Origin of the sequence: Corynebacterium sp. ES2794-CONJ1, assembly GCF_025660615.1 — a bacterium.
Taxonomy (GTDB): Bacteria; Actinomycetota; Actinomycetes; order Mycobacteriales; family Mycobacteriaceae; genus Corynebacterium.
In genome coordinates this window covers 142,748-166,208 of record NZ_JAOTIM010000004.1, presented here as the reverse complement: position 1 = coordinate 166,208, position 23,461 = coordinate 142,748, and the positions used below count along the sequence as shown (strand labels likewise).

Annotated in this window: 16 protein-coding genes; 12 read left to right on the top strand and 4 right to left on the bottom strand. The window is 53.8% G+C overall.

Translation table 11 applies throughout. The features are described from left to right. Positions 1 to 91: 91 nt before the first annotated feature. From pulA to N7326_RS06470, 4 genes are all read left to right on the top strand, one after another. Positions 92 to 8,476, top strand: coding sequence for a pullulanase-type alpha-1,6-glucosidase (pulA, locus tag N7326_RS06485; RefSeq protein WP_263088324.1), 8,385 nt, complete (start codon positions 92 to 94; stop codon positions 8,474 to 8,476). A 161-nt stretch (positions 8,477 to 8,637) separates the two neighbouring features. Next, on the top strand, positions 8,638 to 9,027 hold the full coding sequence (locus N7326_RS06480; RefSeq protein ID WP_259078679.1) for a hypothetical protein: 390 nt from the start codon (positions 8,638 to 8,640) through the stop codon (positions 9,025 to 9,027). Positions 9,028 to 9,122: 95 nt separating this feature from the next. Continuing rightward, positions 9,123 to 10,292 (top strand): molecular chaperone DnaJ, encoded by a 1,170-nt coding sequence (gene dnaJ / locus N7326_RS06475; protein WP_259078686.1) that lies wholly within the window; start codon positions 9,123 to 9,125, stop codon positions 10,290 to 10,292. 33 nt (positions 10,293 to 10,325) lie between these two features. Next, entirely contained in the window at positions 10,326 to 10,739 is a 414-nt protein-coding gene (locus tag N7326_RS06470) for a heat shock protein transcriptional repressor HspR (protein ID WP_259078687.1), read from the top strand. A gap of 2 nt (positions 10,740 to 10,741) precedes the next feature. On the opposite strand, the gene N7326_RS06465 is transcribed toward N7326_RS06470, so the two are convergent. Together N7326_RS06465 and N7326_RS06460 are read right to left on the bottom strand one after the other, a co-directional pair. Beyond that, the gene (locus N7326_RS06465) at positions 10,742 to 11,983 is read right to left on the bottom strand and encodes an alpha/beta hydrolase family protein (RefSeq protein ID WP_263088323.1); all 1,242 of its coding nucleotides are present in this window, start codon (positions 11,981 to 11,983) and stop codon (positions 10,742 to 10,744) included. After that, the gene (locus tag N7326_RS06460; RefSeq protein WP_259158443.1) at positions 11,976 to 12,221 is read right to left on the bottom strand and encodes a hypothetical protein; all 246 of its coding nucleotides are present in this window, start codon (positions 12,219 to 12,221) and stop codon (positions 11,976 to 11,978) included. Before N7326_RS06460 ends, N7326_RS06465 begins: the two co-directional genes overlap by 8 nt. Before the next feature lie 105 nt (positions 12,222 to 12,326). Here N7326_RS06460 and N7326_RS06455 point away from each other — a divergent pair, with 105 nt between their 5' ends. Beyond that, the gene (locus N7326_RS06455) at positions 12,327 to 13,109 is read left to right on the top strand and encodes a carbon-nitrogen hydrolase family protein (protein WP_263088322.1); all 783 of its coding nucleotides are present in this window, start codon (positions 12,327 to 12,329) and stop codon (positions 13,107 to 13,109) included. Here N7326_RS06455 and N7326_RS06450 read toward each other — a convergent pair. Together N7326_RS06450 and N7326_RS06445 are read right to left on the bottom strand one after the other, a co-directional pair. Beyond that, positions 13,106 to 14,266 (bottom strand): oxidoreductase, encoded by a 1,161-nt coding sequence (locus N7326_RS06450; protein ID WP_259078695.1) that lies wholly within the window; start codon positions 14,264 to 14,266, stop codon positions 13,106 to 13,108. The two genes, N7326_RS06455 and N7326_RS06450, sit on opposite strands and share 4 nt — an antisense overlap. A 62-nt stretch (positions 14,267 to 14,328) precedes the next feature. Further along, complete coding sequence (locus N7326_RS06445; RefSeq protein ID WP_259158440.1) at positions 14,329 to 15,354, bottom strand: LLM class flavin-dependent oxidoreductase; 1,026 nt, start codon at positions 15,352 to 15,354, stop codon at positions 14,329 to 14,331. Positions 15,355 to 15,523: 169 nt separating this feature from the next. Between N7326_RS06445 and clpB the strand changes: the two genes are divergently transcribed. From clpB to N7326_RS06410, 7 genes are all read left to right on the top strand, one after another. Next, positions 15,524 to 18,064: an ATP-dependent chaperone ClpB gene (gene clpB, locus N7326_RS06440; protein ID WP_259078704.1), complete on the top strand. Its 2,541-nt coding sequence runs from the start codon at positions 15,524 to 15,526 to the stop codon at positions 18,062 to 18,064. Between the two features lie 60 nt (positions 18,065 to 18,124). Continuing rightward, positions 18,125 to 18,661, top strand: a complete 537-nt coding sequence (locus N7326_RS06435; protein ID WP_259158439.1) for a lysoplasmalogenase — start codon at positions 18,125 to 18,127, stop codon at positions 18,659 to 18,661. A 116-nt stretch (positions 18,662 to 18,777) separates the two neighbouring features. Continuing rightward, entirely contained in the window at positions 18,778 to 19,614 is an 837-nt protein-coding gene (locus tag N7326_RS06430; protein ID WP_259078709.1) for a sulfurtransferase, read from the top strand. A gap of 39 nt (positions 19,615 to 19,653) precedes the next feature. Then, positions 19,654 to 20,805: a hypothetical protein gene (locus N7326_RS06425; protein WP_259289500.1), complete on the top strand. Its 1,152-nt coding sequence runs from the start codon at positions 19,654 to 19,656 to the stop codon at positions 20,803 to 20,805. Between the two features lie 74 nt (positions 20,806 to 20,879). Beyond that, positions 20,880 to 21,425, top strand: coding sequence for an orotate phosphoribosyltransferase (gene pyrE, locus N7326_RS06420; RefSeq protein WP_259158437.1), 546 nt, complete (start codon positions 20,880 to 20,882; stop codon positions 21,423 to 21,425). 11 nt (positions 21,426 to 21,436) lie between these two features. Continuing rightward, positions 21,437 to 22,108 carry a TrmH family RNA methyltransferase gene (locus N7326_RS06415; RefSeq protein WP_259158513.1) on the top strand — a complete coding sequence of 224 codons (672 nt, stop codon included), beginning with the start codon at positions 21,437 to 21,439 and terminating at the stop codon, positions 22,106 to 22,108. Beyond that, on the top strand, positions 22,069 to 23,364 hold the full coding sequence (locus tag N7326_RS06410) for a glycoside hydrolase family 76 protein (protein ID WP_263088321.1): 1,296 nt from the start codon (positions 22,069 to 22,071) through the stop codon (positions 23,362 to 23,364). Before N7326_RS06415 ends, N7326_RS06410 begins: the two co-directional genes overlap by 40 nt. Positions 23,365 to 23,461 lie beyond the last annotated feature (97 nt).

Genomic DNA, 23,461 nt, shown 5'->3' with positions numbered 1-23,461 from the left:
TAACTTTATTTGGCTGGGTGCGAGCCATAACACTAGGGTTCATTTTAGGTTCTATATAACATTCGTATTCATGGCTAGAGAGAGATGGTTGATGAGTAAAACACGCATCATCCTCACTACCGTGGCTGCTGTGAGCTTAATAGCCCAAGGTGCCAAAGTAGTAGGAGAAGAATCGCTCATTCCAGCAGCTCATGCGACGGACCTCGCATCAGCGGTAGTAGCTGGAGATTTTCAAGAACAAGCTGGTTGCGCCAAGAACTGGGCCGAAACATGCCCCAATACTCAAATGGAGCGCAAAGGAGATCACTACACCAAACGGATCGACTTTCCGGCAGGTAAAAGTGAATTCAAGATTGTACTAGATGGTAATTGGAGCAACAGCTACGGTATTCCTTCCGGTGGCACCGATAAGAACGTAGAGCTTAAGCTGGCAGCGCCTACCACTCTGGAAGTTAGTTTTGATCCCACAACTAAACATGTGGGAATTCGAGCCCCTCAAGGGTTCGCGGAGAATAGCGAGACTGTTCAGAATTATCGAGACACCGACCGTGAGATCGTCGGAAAGCCGTACCGCAATGAGAATGCTGGAAAGAATTTCTACTTTGTTCTCGCGGATCGCTTCAATAATGGTGACCCCTCGAATGATCGTGGCCTCATTGACGGCGAAGATAATCGCCTCAACCACGGCTTTGACCCCACCTCCAAAGGCTTCTACCACGGCGGCGACCTGAAGGGCCTCATTGACAAGATCGACTATATAGCAGGGCTAGGAACAACAGCTTTGTGGCTCAGCCCCAGCTTTAAGAACCGGGCAGTGCAGGGCGAAGGTGATCAGGCTACCGCTGGATATCATGGCTATTGGATCACCGATTTCACCCAGATCGACCCTCATCTAGGTACCAACGACGAGATGAAGCAGCTGATCGCTGCCGCTCATAATAGGGGTATGAAGGTCTACTTCGATATCGTGGTCAACCACACTGCCGATATCATCCAGCTTGCCGGGGGTAATGGGTCCGCGGGCAAGACCTATATGAACCTCGCCGATCACCCCTATAAAGATGCTCAGGGCCAGCCCTTTACACTTAGTGATTACGTGGGCACGGGCAAAGCGTTCCCCGAACTTAATCAGGATTCTTTCCCTTTTACCCTCAGCCGTGATGATTCCATCACTCTGGTTCCCGACTGGCTCAATGATCCGACCTATTACCACAACCGAGGTAACGTAGATTTCAATTCCTCGGGTGAAGACGATATCTACGGTGATTTCGCTAACCTGGATGATCTCTTCACTGAACATCCAAAAGTGGTTGACGGTATGACCGAGATTTACAGCGCCTGGGTTGACGCTGGCCTTGACGGTTTCCGTATCGATACCGCCAAGCACGTGAATTTCGAATTCTGGAAGGAATGGACCAAACGTATTAAAGAGCATGCTGCTCAGACTGGACGCAGCGATTTCTTCATGTTCGGCGAAGCCTATGATCGGGAAGCCGACAAGCTCGCTCGCTATATGCGCGAAAGCGATATGGATGCTGTCCTAGACTTCGGTTTCCAGAACCGTGTTAAGGACTTTGCATCTGGTGCCTCCACCGAATCCTTGGCGGGGCTTTTTAGAGATGATGCCCACTATATTACTGAGCACTCAGATGCCAGCGTGCTGCCTACTTTCCTCGGCAATCACGATATGGGGCGTATTGGTTCCTTCCTCAGCTCAACCGATAATCCGCTCAAGCGCTCTGAGTTAGCGCACTCGACGATGTTCCTAACCCGCGGACAACCTGTTGTCTACTATGGCGATGAGCAAGGATTCATCGGTAACGGTGGTGACAAAGAAGCCCGCCAAGATATGTTCGCTACCCAAGTTGTAGACGTGAAGAGTGAAAAGCTCTTAGATGGCAGTACCTTTGGCGATGGCGATCATTTTGACGAAAACGCGGGACTCTACCAGCACATCAAGGCACTAGCTGAACTGCGTCGGGAGCACAAAGCTCTGCGCGAAGGCGCCCAAATTGAGCGTTGGAAGAGCAGTGGCCCAGGTGTCTATGCCTTTAGCCGCATTGATACTGATGAAAAAGTTGAGTACCTCGTCGCGCTGAACAATAGTGCGAGCGCCCAGACGGTGTCTCCAAAGGCTCTCAGCAAAGATGCCACGCTGACGAAGATCTACGGCAACGGTCCCGATACTCTCAATACCGGCGCCGATGGGGCAGTGGAGATCGAAGTTCCTGGACTATCCGCTAGTGTCTATAAGGCACAAAAGCAGGTATCTGGTTCCGTGACTGGTGGCCTTACGGTTAAAGGCCACGCCCTTGAGGGTCTAGCACCTATCGGAACCGATATTTCGGGAGATAGCTGGTCTGAAACCTCCTTCGCGTGGCGTATCCAGGGTGATACTGACTGGAACAAGCTTGGTACCGCCACTGGTGCTCGCGCTATGGTATACCACAATGTTTCCGCACTCGAGCCAGGTACTGTGGTGGAATACCGCACGGTGACTGTCGATGCGGACGGTAATAAGACGGCCTCCTCCGGGTGGGGTGTCGTGGGGCAAGATCTTGCCGTTCCTGGCACCGAGATTGAACCTTTCGGACCAGCGGTGGCTGGCTCCTTCACTGCCGCTCTCTGCGGATCTGACTGGATGCCGTCTTGTGAAAAGATGAAGCTTATTCGCGTTGCGGGCTCTGACTGGTCTACTCTGACCGTCCCTGTCGCCCAAGGTGATCACAAATACAAGATCGCTGTGGGTGGAGATTGGAAGGAGAACTACGGCAAGAATTCCGCCACCACCGACGAGAGCACCCCGAATGGATCAGACGTTAAATTCTCTCTCACCAGCGAAGAGGACGTAACCTTCTTCTATAACAACGTCACTCATGAGTTCTTTAATACTGTCGAGCACCCAGCCATCACTTTGCCGGGCACTTTCGGCGGCGCCTTAGAGTGCCCTCGTGGTTCGCAGGGAGATCTCAGCGGTAACGAATACGGCAACTGGGGGCCAGCTTGCCTCAACTCACTGATGACTCGAACCGGTGAGCATACCTACGAGTTTGAATCGAAGGCTATCCCTGCCGGTAACTACGAGTTCAAAGTGGCCTATAACCGCACGTGGGACACCAGCTTCGGCGACGGCAGCGGTAACTATAAACTGAACTTTGAGGGTAAAGCCGATAAATATCCACGGTTCATCTGGAATGACGAATCGAATACTCTCAGCACTGAACTGCTCGATCGTGGCTCCTTGGAGCAGAAAGATCGCAGCGCGATCTGGTTGGATGAGCGCACCATAGCGCTACCACCAGCTCTTCTCGAGGGCCGCAATGCTCTCGAGGTCAGCGTTGATCTTATTAGCGTTAGTGACGGCCAAGCCGTTGTGAAGGGCGGAACAGGTGCCTCAACAAAGGACGGCGCTCAAGCCGAGAGCATCAATCTGGAATCGCTCGGTGCCCTCTCATTAGAATTGGCGCAACAAAATCCCTATATCCGTGACTACTTAAGCTACCGAGTACCCGCTAGTGTCACAACCGATAAGATCAAAACTATGCTCGGCGGTGGATTAGGAGTCGCTGTCTATGCAAAGGGGCAGCAAGCCGAGGCGCTCAATGTCACGGGTGTCCAAATTCCTGGCGTCATCGATGCTGTTTTCGCACCTGCGCTACAGGAACAGCTCGGCGTTATCTTCAATGGTGATACCCCCACCTTGAAGCTGTGGGCTCCCACTGCTCATCAGGTGTCCGTGGAACTCTACCCCGATAGCACAGGGGTAGGGGCAACCGAATCGCGCGATTTAGACTACGACGATGCGACGGGTATCTGGAGCATTACGGGTGATCCCTCATGGAAGAACCGGGCCTATAAATATAAGGTCCGGGTATGGAATCCTACGGATAACGAGATTACCGATACGTTGGTTACAGATCCCTATTCCATTGGTTTGACCCCGAATTCACAGCAGTCGGTAATTGTCGATCTGAATGATCCGGCACTCAAGCCTGATGGCTGGGACGCTCTAGAAGTGCCCAGCTTGGCAAATCCCGCTGACCAGATGATTTACGAACTCCATGTTCGCGATTTCTCTATCGCTGATAACACAGTGTCGCCGGAACATCGTGGTAAATATCTAGCATTTACCGAGAAGAATTCCGCCTCGGTCAAGCACCTCAAGCAGCTTGCCGACGCTGGCCTAAATACCGTGCACCTACTTCCTACCAACGATATTGCCTCGATCCCTGAGGTTAATCAGGACCAGCCAGCTATTGAGGCCAATCCTGCACCCGATAGCGAGCAACCTCAAGCTGCTGTGGCCGCTACCGCGAAAACCGATGGCTTCAACTGGGGCTATGATCCGTATCACTATATGACCCCTGAGGGCTCCTACGCCTCCGATCCGCAAGCACCCAGCCGCATTAAGGAATACCGCAGCATGGTGCAAGCACTTGCTGGTATGAATCTGCGCGTCGTTAGTGATCAGGTATATAACCACACCTATGGTGCAGGCACTGGGGAATACAGCGTCTTAGATAAAGTTGTTCCAGGCTATTACCACCGACTCAACCCGAACGGATCTATAGCTAACTCAACCTGCTGCGATAACCTCGCTACCGAGCATAAATTCATGGAAAAGCTCATGATCGACTCAGTATTGAGTTGGGCGAAGAATTATCGCATTGACGGTTTCCGCTTTGACCTCATGGGCCACCACTCAGCCGAGAATCTCAAGGCTGTGCAGCGGGCTCTTCAGGGCCTGACCAAGGAAAAGGATGGAATCGACGGTAGCCGGATCTATCTCTACGGTGAGGGCTGGAATTTTGGTGAAGTACAAGATGGTCAACGCTTCCCGCAAGCGATCCAAGGCAACCTTTCCGGCACCAATATCGGTACCTTCAACGATAAATTGCGCAATGGTGTCCACGGACACGAAGGGACGGAACAAGGTTTCGGCACTGGTCTAGTAACCGCCCCGAATGGCCATCCGCAAAAGGGGGAAGGCCACCTCGAGCACTTGCAGGATATTATCAAGGTCGGCATGGCCGGTAACCTCGCTGATTTTGAATTCGACTCTAAAGATGGCCGTAAATTCGGCCGGGATCTCGTCCTAGACGGCCAACAGGTCGGTTATGGTCTGACCCCAGGCGATACTGTCAACTATGTTGATGCTCACGATAACCAAACCCTTTATGATCTCAGCGTGCTCCAGCTGCCGCTCGATACCACCATGGAGGATCGAGTATTGATGAATACCGTGCAGTTGGCAACGGTCACATTAGGCCAGTCTCCGGCATTCTGGCACGCTGGTACGGAATTCATGCGTTCGAAGTCGCTTGATCGAGATTCCTATAACGCCGGAGATCATTTCAACAAACTCGATCTCTCAGGTCAGACTCACAATTTCGGCGTCGGCCTGCCATCGGAGGAGAAGAACGGTGATAAGTGGAATGAGTACCGCCCACTGCTGAATAACCCCGCGCTGAAAGCATCACCTGCGGATCTTGAGCTGTCCAATAAATTGGCTCAGGAATTGCTACAGCTACGGTCGGCTACCAAGCTGATGCACCTAGGGGATACAGAGCTGATCAAGCAAAAGATCAGTTTCCCCAAGGGACCACATGGCATGATCACCATGCATATCGATGACCGTCAGGGCGAAGATATCGACGAGAACCTTGCTGGCGTCGTCGTCGCCATCAACGCTGCCCCGAACGCCGGTACTGTGCGTATTGGCAATCTTAAAGGTGAGGAAATTGTTGTCTCCGATATCCTCAAGGCCAACCCGCGCATAAAGGACGTACAGTGGAATCCCACTGAAGGTGACCTCACAATCCCTGCCCGCACGGTCGTGGTGATGAATCATAAGGCTCAGGGCCTGGCCGACCGCCACACCCCACTATGGGAAAAGATCGAGGTTGTCCGCGGTACAGCCACAGCGATCCAAGGGGTTAGATTTGAGCCCTACTTCATTGATCCAGACGCAAGCGTGCGCGGCTACGAGCTTCAAGCCGGTGCACCTGACTGGTTGACCATCAATGATGAGGGGCAGCTATCCGCTGCACCAGGTGCGAATATCGAGGTGGGCGAAGTCACAGCAAAGGTCACTGTCACCTACATCGATGACACCACAGATGAAGTCGATATAACGGTGAATGTCTTGCCGAATGATAGCGATCAAAACCAGGATCTCAGTTATAACGATGTGAGTGTGACAGCTGGCGGTCCCGAAGGAACGACTGCAATCAGCAAGACAATACCTGGCACCACCTATACGCTTGCTGCAGGTCATCCTGAGTGGGTCAGCATTGACGGGAAGACTGGAATTGTCACTGTCAATCCTGCAGCCTCGGTAAGCCCTGAGCAATACCCGGTTACCGTGGACGTTCAGTTCGCAGACTATACGACCACCCAGATACAGTTCACGGTTACTGTCAGCCCGCAACCTTTAGTTGCGGATCTATACCAACCGTCCTATGCAGAGCTCAGTGTCGCTCGTGGCACCCAAGCGGTACAACAAGAGGTCACCTTCGATCCGGTGATCTCCGACCAGGCCGCCACAATCCGAGGATTTGCCCTCAAAGATGGGGCTCCTCAGTGGTTGAGCGTCAATGATCACGGCCAGCTCGAAGCGCAACCAGGCGCTGATATCCCAGTAGGTGAGGTCAACGCAACGGTGGTGATCACCTATACCGACAACAGCACTGATGAGGCTGAGGTGACGGTGAAGGTGAACCAGAATCAAGCCGATGCTTCCGATCTGACCTATCCAGAGCACAGCATCAAGGCTGGTAGCGGTGAGGTTCGGGTATCTCCAGAGAATTACGAGAATGATACTGATCTCAGCCTGCCGGCTGATCACCCTGAGTGGATCAGTATTGCTGACAAGGGAGTACTCGTTGTCAACCCGCCTGCCGATACCGCAGCTGAGCGTTATGAGACTACCGTGACCGCTCGGTTTGCAGATGGATCCACTAAGACTGTCCCAGTGATAGTAAATGTAGGTTCTTATCTCAATCAGCAGATCACTCCCACGTGGGAAGACGTGACGGTAAGCCGTGGTATTGGTTCAGCGAGTGCTGAGGTCCACATCGATCCAGCCGACCGCGCCGAAGAAATCACCAGCTATGAGCTCGTGGATGCTCCCGAGTGGGTGAGTATCACTGACAGTGGCACAGTTCAGGCCGCGCCGGGTGCGCAGGTGGACATTGCCCCAGTGGCTATCAAGGTCAGGGTTACCTATCAGGATGCCAGCGTCGATGAGGTTTCCCTCACGGTGACAGTAACCGGCAACCACGCAGACGCGGCTGGTGACCTGAATTATCCTGATAGCACCCTTGTCAACGGCCAGAGCATCGATATTGCACCAAGTAGCACTGAGAATATTGAGCAGGTAACTGTCTCAGATGCTGTACACAGCGATATCACCGTGCAACCGGATCACAGCCTCCGCGTTACCGGCACGAGTGAGGGTACCGAGCAGGTCAACGTCACCGTGCGTTTTGTTGATGGCTCGACAAAGGTTGTGGATATGAGGATCACTGTGCAGCCGATTGCTCACGCAGAGAAATTCCAGCCGCGTTATGAAAATATCGAGATTATTGCAGGTCAATCTACGACTGTGGCAGTTCTGGATAGTCCCGAAGGTGCTCAGTTTGCTCTCAAGAATGCCCCTTCGTGGGTCACTATCAATACTGAGACCGGCGAATTGCAGCTACGTCCTGGTGCCGAACTGGGAGACGACTCCATTGCCGTAACCGTTACTGTGACATACTCGGATCAATCTCAGGAGGATATCAACGCACGCGTGAGCCTTAAGGAATCCTTGGCACACGCAAGCGATCCGAAATGGACTATCAACGCAGCTCCTCGACCGGGTACATCCGTTGTAGTTCCGAAGGTAGGCGATAGTGCGCTGCGTATCCAGGAAGTGACCGTGCCGAATGATTCCACGGTGAGCGTGGAGTTGCTGGACAACGGCGATATGAAGATCACGGTAGCCGATGACGAAAATCTGGCTGGTCAGATCCTCAAGCCACTTGTTCGGGTGACTTTTGAGGACGGCTCTACGTCCGAGATTCCCCTCGAGGTTCTCGTGGCACCAAAGTTCAAGGCCGATATCAAGGATAAGACCAAGTGGGTAGCTCATGCAGATGAAGCTGTGAGCTGGTCTAAGGCAGATTTTGCCCCCGCGTGGTATTCCATTAATGATCGCGGCGAGCTCACCGTCACTCCAGATGCGCCAGTGGGTACCCACGATATCGTGGTCCTCGCGCAGTACGGCTCTACCACGGTGCCTGTGACTGCAACGGTCAAGATCGAGGAGCCAAAACAGCCTACTCCACCGGCAGAGGATGGTTCCTCCGCTGGGCCAACTGGCTGGAAGATCTGGGTTCCAATTGTGGCACTCCTTGGCGGCATTCTTGCAGCCTTGGTATCAGTCACCCTCGATCCCCATAGCCCACTACGGCAACTCTTCGGTTGGCGCTAGGAATAGCTAGATAAAAAACTCCCCGCCGCTGCGTGATGTGACCCATGCGCAGCGGTGGGGAGTTTTTGTGGATTTCCTTAAACTCGTGTCCTTTAGGTGATTGCTGCTCTAAGCTGAGGGGGATTTTATTCGATATTTCCTCATGCTAGAAAGAGATTCCAGTGAAGAAACTACTCTCGATCACCACCGCGGTGGTCCTCACCTTAACTTCTGTTGCTGTTGCCCAACCACTGAGCGCGCAACCAGCGCCGACTCCAGCGAATCAGCAGCTCGCCTCTGCGACTTTATACTCTGCACCCCTGTCTACCACTGCGCACCTATCCGACACGCGCCCAGTATCCCAGAAGGAGCAGCAGGTAACCGCTGATAGCTCAGCCGATGAAGCTCAGGATACGACCACGGAGAAGCCGGGTGAGAGTTCACAACCAACACCTCAGTGGCGGATCTTTACTGATTCTGTCAAGCATTTCTTTGATACCGTCTTCTTGGCTTTGGCGGCCTTCTTTGGCGCAGTCGACTGGTGGACGCCTTTGTTTGGTAGTAGCGACTAGGGGAAGCTCACTGGCATCACCTTGTGATTTTCTGCGCCCAATACGCTAAACTTTAGTGTCATAGACTCAACTTAGTTATTAAAGGAGAATATGCCATGGCCGTTAAAAACGAATGGGCGGAGAGAGATTATTACGCCGATCTCGGAGTCTCCTCACAGGCTTCCGAGGGGGACATTAAGCGGGCGTACCGCAAATTAGCTCGCGATAACCACCCGGATTCTCACCCCGGGGATACCGTTCGCGAGGAGCGCTTTAAAAAAGTGGCTCAAGCTTATGACGTCTTAGGCGACGAGGAAAAACGTAAAGAGTACGACGATTTCCGCACTATGTTGAAAAATGGCGGCGGTTTTGGGGGTGGTTTCCCCACTGGTGGGGGGTTTCGGGCGCACGACTTCGACCTCTCCGATCTCTTTGGACGAGGTGGAGCGGCTGGCGCGACAGGCGGCTTTGGGGATATCTTCGGTAGCGCTTTCGGTGGCGGCGCTGGTCATCGCAACCCAACTCGGCAAACGCGGGGATCCGATGTCGAAACCGAAGTCACCATTGAATTCCGTGAGGCCGCGAAGGGGACGACGTTTCCCATTCAATTAACCGGTAATGCGCCGTGCGCAGCTTGCCACGGTTCCGGCTCCCAAACAGGCGAGGTTAGCACCTGCCCAACATGCCACGGTTCCGGCTTCAAGTCCGAAAATCGAGGTGCCTTCGGTTTCTCTGCACCGTGCACGGATTGTGGAGGCGATGGGAAAAAAATCAATGACCCGTGTTCTGCCTGCCGCTCCACTGGCACAGTGCGACGCTCCCGCTCGATAACGGTGAGGATTCCAGCTGGAGTTGAGGACGGCCAAAAGGTCCGACTCGCGGGGCAAGGAGAAGCGGGCCCCCATGGCTTACCAGCGGGTGACCTGTTTGTTCATGTCCATGTCAAGCAGGACCCACTCTTTAAGCGCAAAGGCTTAGATCTTGAGGTAAAAGTTCCGGTTAGCTTTGCTGAGTTATCTCTTGGCGATACCATCTCGGTTCCTACCCTTGATTCTCCCGTTACACTTAAAATTCCTGCAGGTACCCCGAATGGTCGCGTCTTGCGTGTTCGGGGGCGGGGCATTTCGCGACGTAATGGCGACACAGGAGATCTCCGAGTGAAACTGGATCTCGTTGTACCTACCTCACTCGACTCAGAAGCGCTGGCAGCTCTGCAGCAATATGCGTTGGCCGAGCAGAAATCAGGTTTCGATCCTCGCGCCAACTGGGCCGGACATACGCACTAATGAACAGCAAACAGACTGAAAGAGTTGATTGTCATGGGTCGAAAGAATGACAACCCAAACTTTGAAGACACTGAGCAAGTTTTTGTTATCTCCGTCGCCGCGGAACTCTGCGGAATGCACGCCCAAACGCTGCGTACATATGATCGCCTGGGAATAGTCACCCCCCAGCGCACCAGCGGTGGGGGGCGACGGTACTCCTATGAGGACGTAGAACTGCTCCGCACGGTGCAACGTTTAAGCCAAGAAGATGGCGTCAATCTCGCAGGTATCAAGGCCATTATCGAACTTAAACGGGATAACGATCGGCTTCGGGCGCAGTTGCGTCAAACCCAGAGTGAATTAACTGAACTCCAGCGCCATATCAACCGCCCCCGGGGGGAGATCGTTCATGTCCCGCGTTCCACGGCGGTCGTGATGTGGGAACCCCGCCGAGGCAAGCGCAGATAATATCAATTAAGTCCAAGTGCCGCGTTGATATCCGCGCGGCACTTCTCGTCGGTATCGTAGCCACTGTGGGAGACCGCGCAGGTGAGGGTTTTATCGGCAATTTCTTGAGGGTCAGGACCGTGGATGCCACCGGTGGGGCTATTGACTAAACGGATAATATCGGTTTCCCCTTCGACGTTAATAATTGGTCCATCGAGATGTATATCCTCTCGGGAAGCGGTGCCTAGCCCCGGAGCTCCCAATACTACGAGTGCGTCAAGGGGATTATCGTCACCGGGCTGGGCACTCATCGCAAGGGGCAGCGCCCCGTAGGAGTGACCCTCTCCGTATAAAAAGGCGTGTGGGGCGCGGCTACGTAGAGATTTTAGGAACTCGTTGATGGCAGGTGCATCCCGGCGCGCCCATCGTTTACTGATGGCAGCGCTAAGAGTGGGAGGGGCCTGATAATTGAGGTAGCTGATGATCGCTGCAGAACCCTTAGAGTCTCGCTGCAGTTGGGCCGCAGTCTCGAGGCGCCCTACCCAAGAATGTGGGTCGGAGGAGCCGGTGCCGGCGATTTTAGTTTCAATGTGCTGCGCTTTTTCGATATCTCCAAAAGCCACCACAATGCCGTCGTGGTCTATTTCAATGAGCCGCGCATGGGGGTTCGAATCGAGGAACTCTGCGATGCCTGGAAAATCGTAGCTCTCTAATTTCGCACGTGCTTGGACATGGATGTCATCGATGCTTAGGTCCTGAGACTCAGCGAAGTAAAGGCCGCGCGGATCTAATGGGTGACTACAGGAGGGGTGTAGGGATTCAATTTCTATACTGCATTGCGTATCTAAATAGTTCGAGGCAGCGTCGATATAGTTAAGTGCCGTGCGCACGAGCGGAATATGGGCGAGCGCGTAGTCGGCAACGGCAATGAGATGGCGCTGTGGGCCAATGATAATGCCAAGAGCGCGCGCTAGGCTCCTTATCCGGCGCGCATAGTCTTCTAATTCCGCTTGAGCCTCGGCGGTGGCGAGCAGAATATGGGCGATGAGGGTGATCAGGTCAGCGTGCTGGCGGTACTCGTTGGTAATTTTCTTAGCTCTTACCAGCCCTTGTTCTAAGGCGAGACCAGCAGTGTGGTCCGCAAAAGCCTGGAATCGTTGCTCAGCAGCCGCAACCTCATCTGAGAGCTTTGTGGCTTGCTGGAGCAGTTCGTGGGCGCTGCGCTCCAATTCTACCGAGCGCAGTGGAAGGTCTAGTTCAGTCATGGTCCAACTCCAGAGCGAGATCTGTATCTAGGTTTTCGCACCGACGAAGAAAAGCGTTGAGTGCATCCACGTGGTCATTATGGGCACGAATGGAGTCTCCGATCTGCAAATTAAGGTACGCGGTTGTGGAGCGCAGGCTATCAGCAGTTCGACTGGGTGAGATCACAGGGTTGATGAGAGAGGGGATCAGCAGGGGTTGCAGGAGCTGCCGTGCGTGGGAGTTAAATGAGATATCCATAATATAAAGCACACCGCACGTCGGTTCTCGTCGCATGTCGAGACTTGTCGCATTGGGGGAATCTGTGGATAACTTTCTCCGCGTTCTCGATATAGGGTAGTAGGCATGAAAATCGCGATGGCTCAGATGACGTCCGCTACTGACAAGCAGGAAAATTTACAGCAGATTCACACCTATGTGCGTAAGGCGCATGCACAAGGTGCACGAATGGTTATCTTCCCAGAAGCTACGATGCAAGCTTTTGCCTCAGGCAGGCTTGATCTCCAAGCGGAGGAAATCTCTGGCCCATTCGTCGAGAGCTTAAAGCTGTGGGCTCACCAGTATGATGTGGCAATCGTGGCTGGTATTTTCACTCCTGCTGATACGGTGGGGGATATTCAGCGGGTCTTCAATACATTGGTATTTGTCCACCCGCACCAACAGGTAGATATCTATCACAAGATCCACGTCTATGACGCCTATGGTTTCCAGGAATCCGAAACGGTCAAGCCCGGAGGGGATATGAAAGTCGTGGATTTTGATGGTATACGCTTCGGCCTGAGTATCTGTTATGACGTGCGTTTCCCCACCCTCTATCAGGATCTTGCGCGATCCGGTGCCGAGGTTATCTTAATCCCCATGTCATGGGCTGGTGGGGAGGGGAAACGGGCACAGAGAGATACCTTAATTGGTGCCCGCGCTCTTGATTCCACGAGCTTTATTGTGGCGGTTGATCAGGCTCCCCCAAAGGATGCTAAAGATTCTCAGCCGCTGGGTGTGGGGTTCTCGCAGGCGATTAGCCCAGAAGGAAGGGTTCTTGTGACCTTAGGCCCCGATAGCCAACTGGGGCTCGTCGATATTGATCCCGCTATGGTCGCCGAAGCTCGACGCCGATTACCTATCCTCTAGTCCCAGAAGTAGCGGTGCCGATAGTCGAGGGTTTGAATATTTTCCGCTGGAGTCCCGTGAGCGATGAGATTGTCACGGGTGCCGCGTACGTCCTCAGTGTCACCAAAGATGATGATGTGATGGCCCGACCATGTACCAAAACTGGAGATATGTTCGCCCGCGCAGCCAATATGGGGCAGGTGCAATCCTCGTGGCGCAATCGAATGCTCAGTTGCTCCTACCCACCACGCATCTTCCGCGTGGCTAATGACTGGAACAATAAAAAGCCAGGGCGCGGTCGATGCTATATGCCACAAGGAGCGCAATTCATATAACTCGCCAGGATAATTGGCACATACGAAGAGGTAGGTGCGCGGCGGGTTGGTCTTTTTGAAGAGGTCGAGAATGATCGCGCGAGCGCCAGCTAGTCCGGTTCCGTGGGCGATGAGGAGAAGGTCTTCGGTCTCGTCGATATAAAATCCGCCGCCTGCTAGTCCGAAGAGCCAGCGGTCACCGGGTTGCGCGTGCGCCAAGGCTGTGGAGCTTGCATTGCTAGTGCGCACGTGAAATTCGATCTGACATGCGTCATTAGCGGGTATTGAAGGAAGAAGGTCGCGCCAGCGGCCTTGGGTGTAGTTTGAGGTGACTGGAATAAATTGTCCAGGCTGATAGCTCAGCGGCTCATCAGTAATAATGCGGATGCAGTGGATAAAGCGCGAGCGTTTAGCTACCTCAACCACTTCGCCACCAATCGGGCGGGCAGAGGATCGAGCAGTCTCAGTCTCTACAAGGTGAATGATTTCGCCGATGAATTGTTGGGAACGAAAACCTGCAGAAAACCCTAAAGGCTCACAGTGGTGGAGAAATTCCGGCACTATGGTTTGAATAAGACCTGGTAGATCACTAGCACCCTGGTGAAGCGCGGTATGGATTGCGCGGATAAGAACTGTACGCCCTCGAGAGCTGAGCGCTCCGTTTATATCGGCGAGACGAAAAAGCTCCGTAATGGCGCGATCGAGGGGAAAATCTGAGCCTAGGGCTGCCCGCATATACTGATGGCGCCCAAGGTAATCAGCCGCCGCCCGAAGAGCCAGCGGGTGGGTGGATAAATACCGGTAGATCTCTTGAGCCCATCCCAGTTCGAGCCGCTGAGGTGGGGTAGGCTCGATGGAATTCACGAGCCTTAGTCTACTGAATATAGAGCCTAAACGCTATTGTCCGCATAGACTTCTTAGACCATTTAAAGGCCGTGGTTTTTGACGAGTTCGGGAGCGATGTGGATGGCAAAATTGTTCAATAGTCGAATATTTGCATCCAATCCGGCGAGATTCGGAATGGCAAGCATGAGGGTATCTGCTGCACAGACAGCTCGATCCGCCAATAGAGTTTTAAGGATATTCTCTGGGGTATCGATGAGCCGCTGACCGAGGATGGCTTGCTGACCGTCGAGCATACTGTGCCTTTCAGAAGAGCCTGAGCCAGGGGTGCCAAAATCCCTGCGGTCGCGCTCATTGACGATAGGAATAATAGTCCGAGTTACCGATACTCGCGGTTCACGGCTCCAGCCCGCTTCCGTCCACGCCTCTTTGTAGGCCATAATGTGCTGGTATTGGGCCTCGCTGAGGGTGGTGGTCCGGGAATCAAATACCAAGGTGGAACTCATGAGGTTGACCCCGTCACGAGCGGATTGAATCGCCGAGGCCTGAGATCCGGCACCCCACCAAATCAAGGAACTAAGATTTCCCACGTCGGGAGTAATACTTAATGGCTTACCTGGAGCATAAATCCGAGGATATTGTTGGTCGCTCGGGGCGGCGACGGCTTGAGGCTCACCACGGGCGGCGGAAAGAAATGTTAAGAATTTTTCGCGCGCAAGATCCTGAGCTTTTGGTTCCGAGCTGTGATAGCCAAAGGCTTCCCACCCCTTGTATACCTGTTCGGGTGAGCCACGGCTAATTCCAATAGCTAAACGCCCATCAGCGAGATGATTAAGTGCGGCCAATTCCTCAGCGAGATAGAGAGGATTCTCGTAGCGCATATCAATGACCCCGGTGCCTATTTCAATGGTGGAGGTTCGTGCGGCAATGGCCGAGAGAAGAGGGATGGGGGCGCTATATTGCGGCGAAAAGTGGTGGACGCGAAAATAGGCTCCGTTGACTCCTAAGGATTCGGCCGCGATTGCTAGTTCAAGTCCTTCTTTAAGGGCACGTCCCGGGGGAAAGGAACGATTGTGATGGCCGAAGCTTAGAAAGCCGAAAGATTTCATGACCCCCATCCAACACCATTTGGTGACGTTTCAACAGTTTCAGGAAGAGATACTGAAACTTGAGTGGAATAGGCTTAACTTTTGCGAAGAGTTGCTGTATTATGATCTCAAAGGTTGAGTTATACAAGCTCAACTTCATTAAATATAAAACGATAACTCAAGGAGCATCATGAGTGACTTCAAGTACACCACAAAAACCCAAGAGGCCCTCCAGCAGGCCCAACACCAAGCGGCTTCATTAGGAAACCCTGATATTAGGCCGGCACATATATTATCGGCCATTCTAGGTCAAGAAGATGGCATCGCGAGCCCTGTGCTACGAGCCACCGGAGTGGACCCCGAGGTGGTGCGAAAGGAATCTGAGCAGTTAGTAGCTTCCTATCCTTCGGCTCAAGGCCAAGGCCTAGCAAATCCCAATCTGAGCCGCGATAGTCTTAATATTCTGACCAATGCTCGAGAGTTAATGAGCGAATTAGGTGATGAATATATCTCGACCGAAGTGCTGCTTGCAGCTATTGCGCGGGGAGATACCGATGCCGCGCATTTGATGACAAAGCGGGGAGCTACCTACGAAGTTATCAAGGAAGCGTTTCCGTCGGTGCGCGGCTCCCACACAGTCACCAGTGAGGATCCGGAAGGGCAATTTCAGGCTTTGGAGAAATACTCCACTGATCTCACCCAGCGTGCTCGGGAAGGCAAGATCGATCCGGTCATTGGGCGCGACGCGGAAATACGCCGTGTCGTCCAGGTGCTATCGCGGCGAACCAAGAATAATCCTGTCCTCATCGGTGAGCCGGGCGTTGGTAAGACAGCAATCGTCGAAGGTTTAGCTCGCCGAATCGTTGCTGGAGATGTTCCTGAATCCTTAAAAGGTAAGACTTTAGTCTCCTTGGACCTCGGGTCCATGGTCGCCGGCGCAAAATATCGCGGAGAATTCGAGGAACGCCTCAAGGCAGTCCTCGACGAGATTAAGGGAGCCAACGGGCAGATCATCACCTTTATTGATGAGCTACACACCATTGTGGGAGCGGGGGCAACCGGTGATTCCGCTATGGACGCAGGCAATATGATCAAACCACTTCTCGCCCGCGGGGAGCTGCGTCTCGTCGGTGCCACCACCCTAGATGAGTACCGTAAATATATCGAAAAAGATGCCGCTCTAGAGCGCCGCTTCCAGCAGGTATTTGCCGCTGAACCTTCGGTCGAAGATGCTGTCGGTATTTTGCGTGGCTTAAAAGAGCGCTACGAGGTGCACCACGGTGTCCGGATCCAAGACTCCGCTCTGGTTGCGGCGGCCACTCTATCGGATCGCTATATCACCTCCAGATTCCTCCCTGATAAGGCCATTGATTTGGTTGACGAGGCTGCCTCACGGTTGCGTATGGAGATCGACTCGTCGCCGCAGGAGATCGACGCCATTGAACGCATTGTGCGGCGACTAGAAATTGAAGAGATGGCACTGACGAAGGAGACTGACGCCGCCTCTCAAGAACGCCTTGCTGCTCTGCGTAGTGAACTCGCCAATGAACGCGAGCACCTCGGCGAACTCACAGCACGCTGGAATAACGAGAAGGCAGCCATTGACACGGTCAGAAAGCTGAAGGAAGAACTAGAAGAACTACGTCAAGAATCGGAAATCGCAGAACGCGACGGCAGGTACGACCGCGTTGCGGAATTGCGCTACGGGCATATACCGAAGCTGGAAAAGCAGCTAGAAGAGCACGAGACCCATGCCCAAGAGCCCACCATGTTATCGGAGGAAGTTACTCCCGATACCATCGCCGAAGTAGTCTCTGCGTGGACTGGGATTCCTGCTGGCAAGATGCTTCAAGGTGAGACCGAAAAGCTGTTGAATATGGAAAGTGAACTCGCCAAGCGCGTGGTAGGGCAGCAGCAAGCTGTGCAAGCGGTCTCCGATGCTGTTCGCCGCGCTCGCGCCGGGGTGGCCGACCCTCATCGACCCACCGGTTCCTTCCTCTTCCTCGGCCCGACAGGTGTCGGTAAAACGGAACTGGCCAAGGCTCTTGCTGAGTTCATGTTCGACGACGAGCGTGCGATGGTACGCATAGATATGTCCGAATTCGGTGAAAAGCACTCCGTTGCGCGCCTCGTGGGAGCCCCTCCGGGATATGTGGGATATGACCAGGGCGGCCAGTTGACTGAAGCAGTACGACGCCGCCCCTATACCGTCGTCCTATTCGACGAAGTCGAAAAGGCTCACCCTGATGTTTTCGATATCCTCCTTCAGGTACTCGATGAGGGGCGTCTCACCGATGGTCAGGGACGCACGGTAGATTTCCGCAACACGGTGCTCATTCTCACCTCGAACCTTGGGGCCGGAGGAGACAAGGCGGAGATTATGGAGGCTGTCAAGCGTGCTTTCAAACCGGAGTTTATCAATCGACTCGATGACGTTGTCACTTTCGATGCGCTTAGCCAAGAACAGCTCACCAGTATTGTGGACATCCAGATTGGGGACCTCGCTCAGCGGCTGAAGGCGCGCCGTTTGAGCCTCACCGTCGATGCGGAAGCGCGGGAATTTCTCGCCCGGCTCGGCTATGACCCTGCCTATGGTGCCCGCCCGTTACGCAGACTGATCCAGAAGGAAATCGGCGATACCTTAGCTAAGAAGCTTTTGGCCGGGGAGATCCATGATGGAGATACCGTGCACATCAAGGCTGTCGGAGAGGGCCTAAGTATTGAGGCTTAAGCCTACGAAGGCTGGTAGGGAACTCCTACCAGCCTTATCTATCTATTAGGCTCTTAAGGTATGAATAAGCTTGCTGCTCTCTCACTGGCCGCCACTGGCGCCTGTGCCCTCGCAAAACTCACCTCTAACCGCCCTCTAGAGAAAATTTCGAAGCCGATTATTGTCCCCGCTTTGATGCTTAGTGAGCCTACCCGGTTACGGGATCCGCTTTTTGCAATCGGTGGCATAGGGCATTTCCTAGGCGATCTGGAATTGATGCGCGATCACGCTTCCCTCCATAAGGGGGCGGCTCTATTTGGGCTGGGACACCTCGCGCATATCGCGCGCGCGATCAAAGAGGGAAAGAAGCCCAAGAAGCCGTTGTGGCATCTCGCGGCCTTGGGCGTTGCGGCCCCACTGGTAAAAGATCCCCGACTTATTGCCTATGCCGCACTCCTTGCTACATATTCATCGCTCAAGAGCCCTAGTAGCGGTGCAATATTCATGCTATCTGACGCTCTTATCGCGATTAATCGTGCGTATCCACGCCCGTACCTCGATGCCAGCGTACTGGCAACCTACGGAGTCGCCCAGAATTTCTTATATCGCTCGTCGTAGAATCCAAAGCCCGCCGCCTGCAGTGAGGTCTATTCATGTGGGCTGTGATCAGGAGACGGGCATTTCCATGTATTTTCAATAAGCAAATTATTCCCCGCTCTTTTAAGATCGAGGATATGGATATTCTCATCACTCCACAAGAACTCAATGCGCGCGTTGAAGGCGGCAATGCCCCCATGATTCTCGCCTCCCACTGGGCACCCACCGAAGGTGGCGGATATAGCCAATTCCGCTCCGAGCACATTTCCTCGGCCCGCTATTGCGATACCGCCCACTCCCTGGCCTCCATGCCCTCCTCCACCAGTGGGCGCAATCCTCTCCCTGATAAGCAAACCTTGGATAAGTGGTTCGCTAAATGGGGTCTCACCCTTGACCGCGAAGTCGTTGTTTATTCCCGCGAACGGGGTCTTTTTGCTGCACGCGCGTGGTGGATGCTGAAATATGCCGGCGTAAAAAATGTGCGTATTCTCGACGGCGGGCAACGCGCCTGGGAAGCCGCTGGATATGAGGTTCTTGGCGGCCCAGGTAATCCCCGCTTACACGATGGCGAGGGGGCAGAGGTAGGCAATATGCCCGTTGCCACCATCGAAGATGTCAAGGCCCATAAGGGAATCTTGGTAGACTGCCGTGAACCTAACCGCTATGCGGGACGCAAAGAGTCTCTCGATCTCAAAGCTGGTCATATTCCTGGAGCTATCAACCTTCCCACCCGCGCCGTACTCAACGAGGATTACACCTTTAAAGATGCCGATACGCTCCGCGAGGTCTTCCGCGAAGCCGGTATTACCGCAGAGACCATCGACGATGTGATCGTGTACTCCGGTTCCGGTAACCACTCAGCTCAGGTCATCGTGGCCATGGCCATTGCAGGCTTGAAAGCCCCTCGCCATTTCATCGGTGGCTGGAGCCAGTGGTGTGCGGACCCGAAGAATCCCACCGATCGAGGAGACTAATACCTCCTTGTGGGCATTTAACGCTATAGACTAAACACTATGGTTTTTCTTTTGGCAGGTCTTTTCGCTTGTGCTGCGGCTGTGCTGCTTGTGCTCGATGCCCAGCAAAAGCGAAGCCATGACCAGAAGCCGACTGTGCTTCTCGAACCCGAGTCTATTCCTGCCATCAACACCACCACCTACCAAGCTGCACAAAACGCAGAAGTCGATGACGAAGTTGTGGAAGACAATGCCGACCTAGAAGAATTATGGCAATCTCACGCAGCCATCATCATCACCCCGTTTGGCGCCGGGCACGCCCCCTTTGAGGCCGACAATGAACGTCTTTTTCCAGCCCTACCCGGTTATCGCACTCGGCTCAAACGTGCATGGGCCCACCACTATGGTTTCAGTTTCAGCAGCACAGATGATTACCTCGCCGACGAGTGGACCAGAGGCCCCGCTACCATAAGTTCTACCGTCCGCCACAGTATTAGTGGCATGGCGGCCGGCTACGAGATGCATATCGGCCTCATCGGCGAATCCATGGTTATGGCCATGCACCTAAACGCCTCCTCTCCCGTCGTCGTGGAAATGCACCGCGATGACTTTCACACCCACGGTGACGAACTTATTGCTGTCAGCCAGTGCGCTAACTTCTTCGTGACAACCACTCATCCTGGGCCTGTGCAACGAATGCTTGACGAACGGGTATATAGTGCGCTTATTAATATGCCCGATGCCGTGGCTGGTCTGTGGATCGAGTCTGAGTGGGTGTGTGCGTGGTGTGATCTCGAATCTCAGCCTGATCTGTGGGAAAAAATAGTGGTGCCTCTTGCGCTGCTTGCTGATGCTACAGCCACATTGCCACCGCACCACGAGAATACCCTTGATTTTGCATCTCACCCTCCGACTCGTCCTTTGGTCTCTCGTGCTGACCACACTACCTATGCCCCAAAAACGCCACAACGGCTCGTTCTTCCTGCTCAAATTGCAGAAGAATTCGGGCGCGAGGATATCGAACTAGATCTACCCACACGTGTCTATGAGCGACAATGGGGCACTCTTGATATCCATACCCCGGGTGAGGATAATGTGGATTCAATTGCCGATAACCCCAGCTCACCACCTCAGCCCTCGGACTTTTTGGGCACGCGGGCTTTGCGCCCCCACACCGAGAAATCTACGATCTTCTCTGATGGGGACCGCTAGAAAACTCTTAGGCTACAATTCCATCAACCGAAGAAAAATTTTGCTGCCACCACAGCTGACACTGGAGATGGAAAATGATCGATTCCGCAAAGAAAGCCGAACTCGCAGAGCTAGTGAAGAAACTAGCAGTGGTTCATGGCTCAGTTATTCTCTCCTCGGGCAAAGAGGCTGACTACTATGTCGACCTGCGCCGAGCAACGCTAGAGCACCGCGCGTCGCGGCTTATTGGGGAATTGCTACGCGAACTCACCGCCGACTGGGATTATGTGGCTGTCGGTGGCCTCACGCTGGGCGCCGATCCGGTGGCCACATCCATCATGCACGCTCAAGGCCGCGATATCGATGCGTTCGTGGTCCGCAAAGAAGCCAAGAAACACGGAATGCAACGCCAGATTGAAGGCCCAGATATTGTGGGGAAGAAAGTGCTGGTTGTAGAAGACACCACCACGACGGGAAATTCCCCCCTCAATGCCGTCGCCGCTGTGCGAGCCGCCGGGGCTGAAGTCGTAGGCGTGGCTACCGTGGTTGACCGGCAGACAGGTGCAGACACAGTCATCGCCGAGGCGGGATTGGAATACCGCTACCTGCTGGGCCTGGAAGACCTTGGACTCTCCTCGTGAGTATCCCACATATTCCACACTCGCCCTTCCCTCCCGGGCCGACTGAGTGGGGCCAAGGCCGCCATGGTCTTGGCCCTTGGATCGAGGAATACCCCGACAAGCCCTTGCCGCAGGATTCCCACTATGATCCAGAGCTGCTCGAGGGAGGGGATCATCGAAATGTCGTTGACGCTTACCGATATTGGCGTCGAGAAGCAATCGTGGCCGATATCGATAGGCGCCGGCACAGTTTGCATATTGCCATCGAAAATTTTGAAAACGACGCCAATATCGGCACCGTTGTGCGCACCGCTAATGCCTTCGCCGTCGATACGGTTCATATCGTTGGTCGACGACGGTGGAACCGTCGGGGGGCTATGGTGACCGACCGCTACCAACATCTTATGCACCACCCGAGGACCGAAGACGTCATCACATGGGCACAAGACCGCGGTTTGGGTGTGGTGGCGATTGATAATACCCCAGGTAGCGTGCCGATCGAAACGGCCACCTTGCCGCAAAAATGTCTGCTCCTTTTTGGTCAAGAAGGACCAGGGATTTCTCCAGAAGCTGCCAGGAATTCTTTGATGACCTGCTCAATCGCCCAATTTGGATCCACTCGTAGCATTAATGCGGGAGTGGCCGCCGGGATTGCCATGCATCAATGGATCAGGCAGCACGCCGATCTTTCGCAAGCATGGTAGCCGAGCCGGCACACTACCTCGTTTACAATAATCACGCTCAGTCAAGCACGCTAACAATAAGGAGTGACGTTCAGGTGGTCGAGGAGAAATGGTTACACCGTGCGGATCTCGCCGAGTCGGCCATCAATGAACGCCATTCACAGCGCCTCTGGGGGCTGATGCACACCAACCTAGCAGTCGCTGCATGGCCTCCCCACGTTAAAGAAAAAACTTTCTATCGCTGGCACTACTGGTGGCAAGCTCACTACCTCGATTGCCTTGTCGACGCCGCCAAAAGACGCCCCACCAAAGACCGAAAACGTCGCATCCAAACCACCATCCGCGGCATCAAACTAAGGAATTTCGGATCGTTTAAGCGGAATAACTACTACGACGACAAACTCTGGTTAGCCCTAGCTCTCGATCGTGCGGCGAGCCTGAATAATAAAAAGCGCCCAAAATATATCAAGGCCTTGGAACATAATATTTTAGAAGGTCTCGACCCCGTAGCCAGTGTTCTTCCGTGGCGCGTCGGCGAAACCTTCTTCAATACCCCCACCAATGGGCCCGCAGCAATTATGCTGGCGCGCCAACAAAACCTCGGCCAAGCGCGATTTATCGTCGACTGGATATTCGATAAATTAATCAACGAAGACGGCCTGGTTATGGACGGGCTGCGTATGACTATGAACGGCCCCGAACTCGTTAAAGCTATTCACCCGTACTGCCAGGGAGTGGCTGTGGGGGCGTGCCTTGACATTGCCCTGTCACTGATGAAACACCCCGGCACCGAAGAAGAAGCGATCAACTATCTCGTTCATATCAGGGCCCTGATCAAGGCTATTGATAGGCATATGACTAATGCCTACGGGGTCATTGACTGGAATACTGGCGACGGGGACGGCGGCCTATTTAAGGGAATACTTGCCCGCTACCTCGCGGACGTTGCGGTGCGATTGCCAGGCGATAGCGAAGCCAATATTGCCGCAAAAAAGCGGGCGAAGCGCATAGTATTAGCTTCCGCTGAATCCCTGTGGCAACACCGCCTGGAGGTAGATGGCCTCCCCATCTTCGGCACCGATTGGCTTGCCGATGCAAAGCTACCGCATAATTACGGGGGCTCTAGTGGAGCCTTGAGTGACCTTGTCCATATTGTCCGCGTTGATGAACGCGATCTCTCCGTCCAGCTCTCTGGATGGATGCTCATGGAAGCAGCAGCGCGTATTGCTCGTCATGACATGGCTCAATTGGCTAATGCAGAGAGACGAAGCCGCTGATTCACGCCCATATTGGTGAGCTTATGCCCGACTGTGTGGTTTTTCACTGTATATGAACGGTGCAATATGGGGGATTTGCTGGCATAATGGTGCTCAT

Coding starts and splice junctions, on each gene's coding strand:
- pulA (WP_263088324.1), top strand. CDS start 92: ATGAGTAAAACACGCATCATCCTCACTACCGTGGCTGCTGTGAGCTTA.
- dnaJ (WP_259078686.1), top strand. CDS start 9,123: ATGGCCGTTAAAAACGAATGGGCGGAGAGAGATTATTACGCCGATCTC.
- N7326_RS06470 (WP_259078687.1), top strand. CDS start 10,326: ATGGGTCGAAAGAATGACAACCCAAACTTTGAAGACACTGAGCAAGTT.
- N7326_RS06465 (WP_263088323.1), bottom strand. CDS start 11,983: ATGACTGAACTAGACCTTCCACTGCGCTCGGTAGAATTGGAGCGCAGC.
- N7326_RS06460 (WP_259158443.1), bottom strand. CDS start 12,221: ATGGATATCTCATTTAACTCCCACGCACGGCAGCTCCTGCAACCCCTG.
- N7326_RS06455 (WP_263088322.1), top strand. CDS start 12,327: ATGAAAATCGCGATGGCTCAGATGACGTCCGCTACTGACAAGCAGGAA.
- N7326_RS06445 (WP_259158440.1), bottom strand. CDS start 15,354: ATGAAATCTTTCGGCTTTCTAAGCTTCGGCCATCACAATCGTTCCTTT.
- clpB (WP_259078704.1), top strand. CDS start 15,524: ATGAGTGACTTCAAGTACACCACAAAAACCCAAGAGGCCCTCCAGCAG.
- N7326_RS06435 (WP_259158439.1), top strand. CDS start 18,125: ATGAATAAGCTTGCTGCTCTCTCACTGGCCGCCACTGGCGCCTGTGCC.
- N7326_RS06430 (WP_259078709.1), top strand. CDS start 18,778: ATGGATATTCTCATCACTCCACAAGAACTCAATGCGCGCGTTGAAGGC.
- N7326_RS06425 (WP_259289500.1), top strand. CDS start 19,654: ATGGTTTTTCTTTTGGCAGGTCTTTTCGCTTGTGCTGCGGCTGTGCTG.
- pyrE (WP_259158437.1), top strand. CDS start 20,880: ATGATCGATTCCGCAAAGAAAGCCGAACTCGCAGAGCTAGTGAAGAAA.
- N7326_RS06410 (WP_263088321.1), top strand. CDS start 22,069: ATGGATCAGGCAGCACGCCGATCTTTCGCAAGCATGGTAGCCGAGCCG.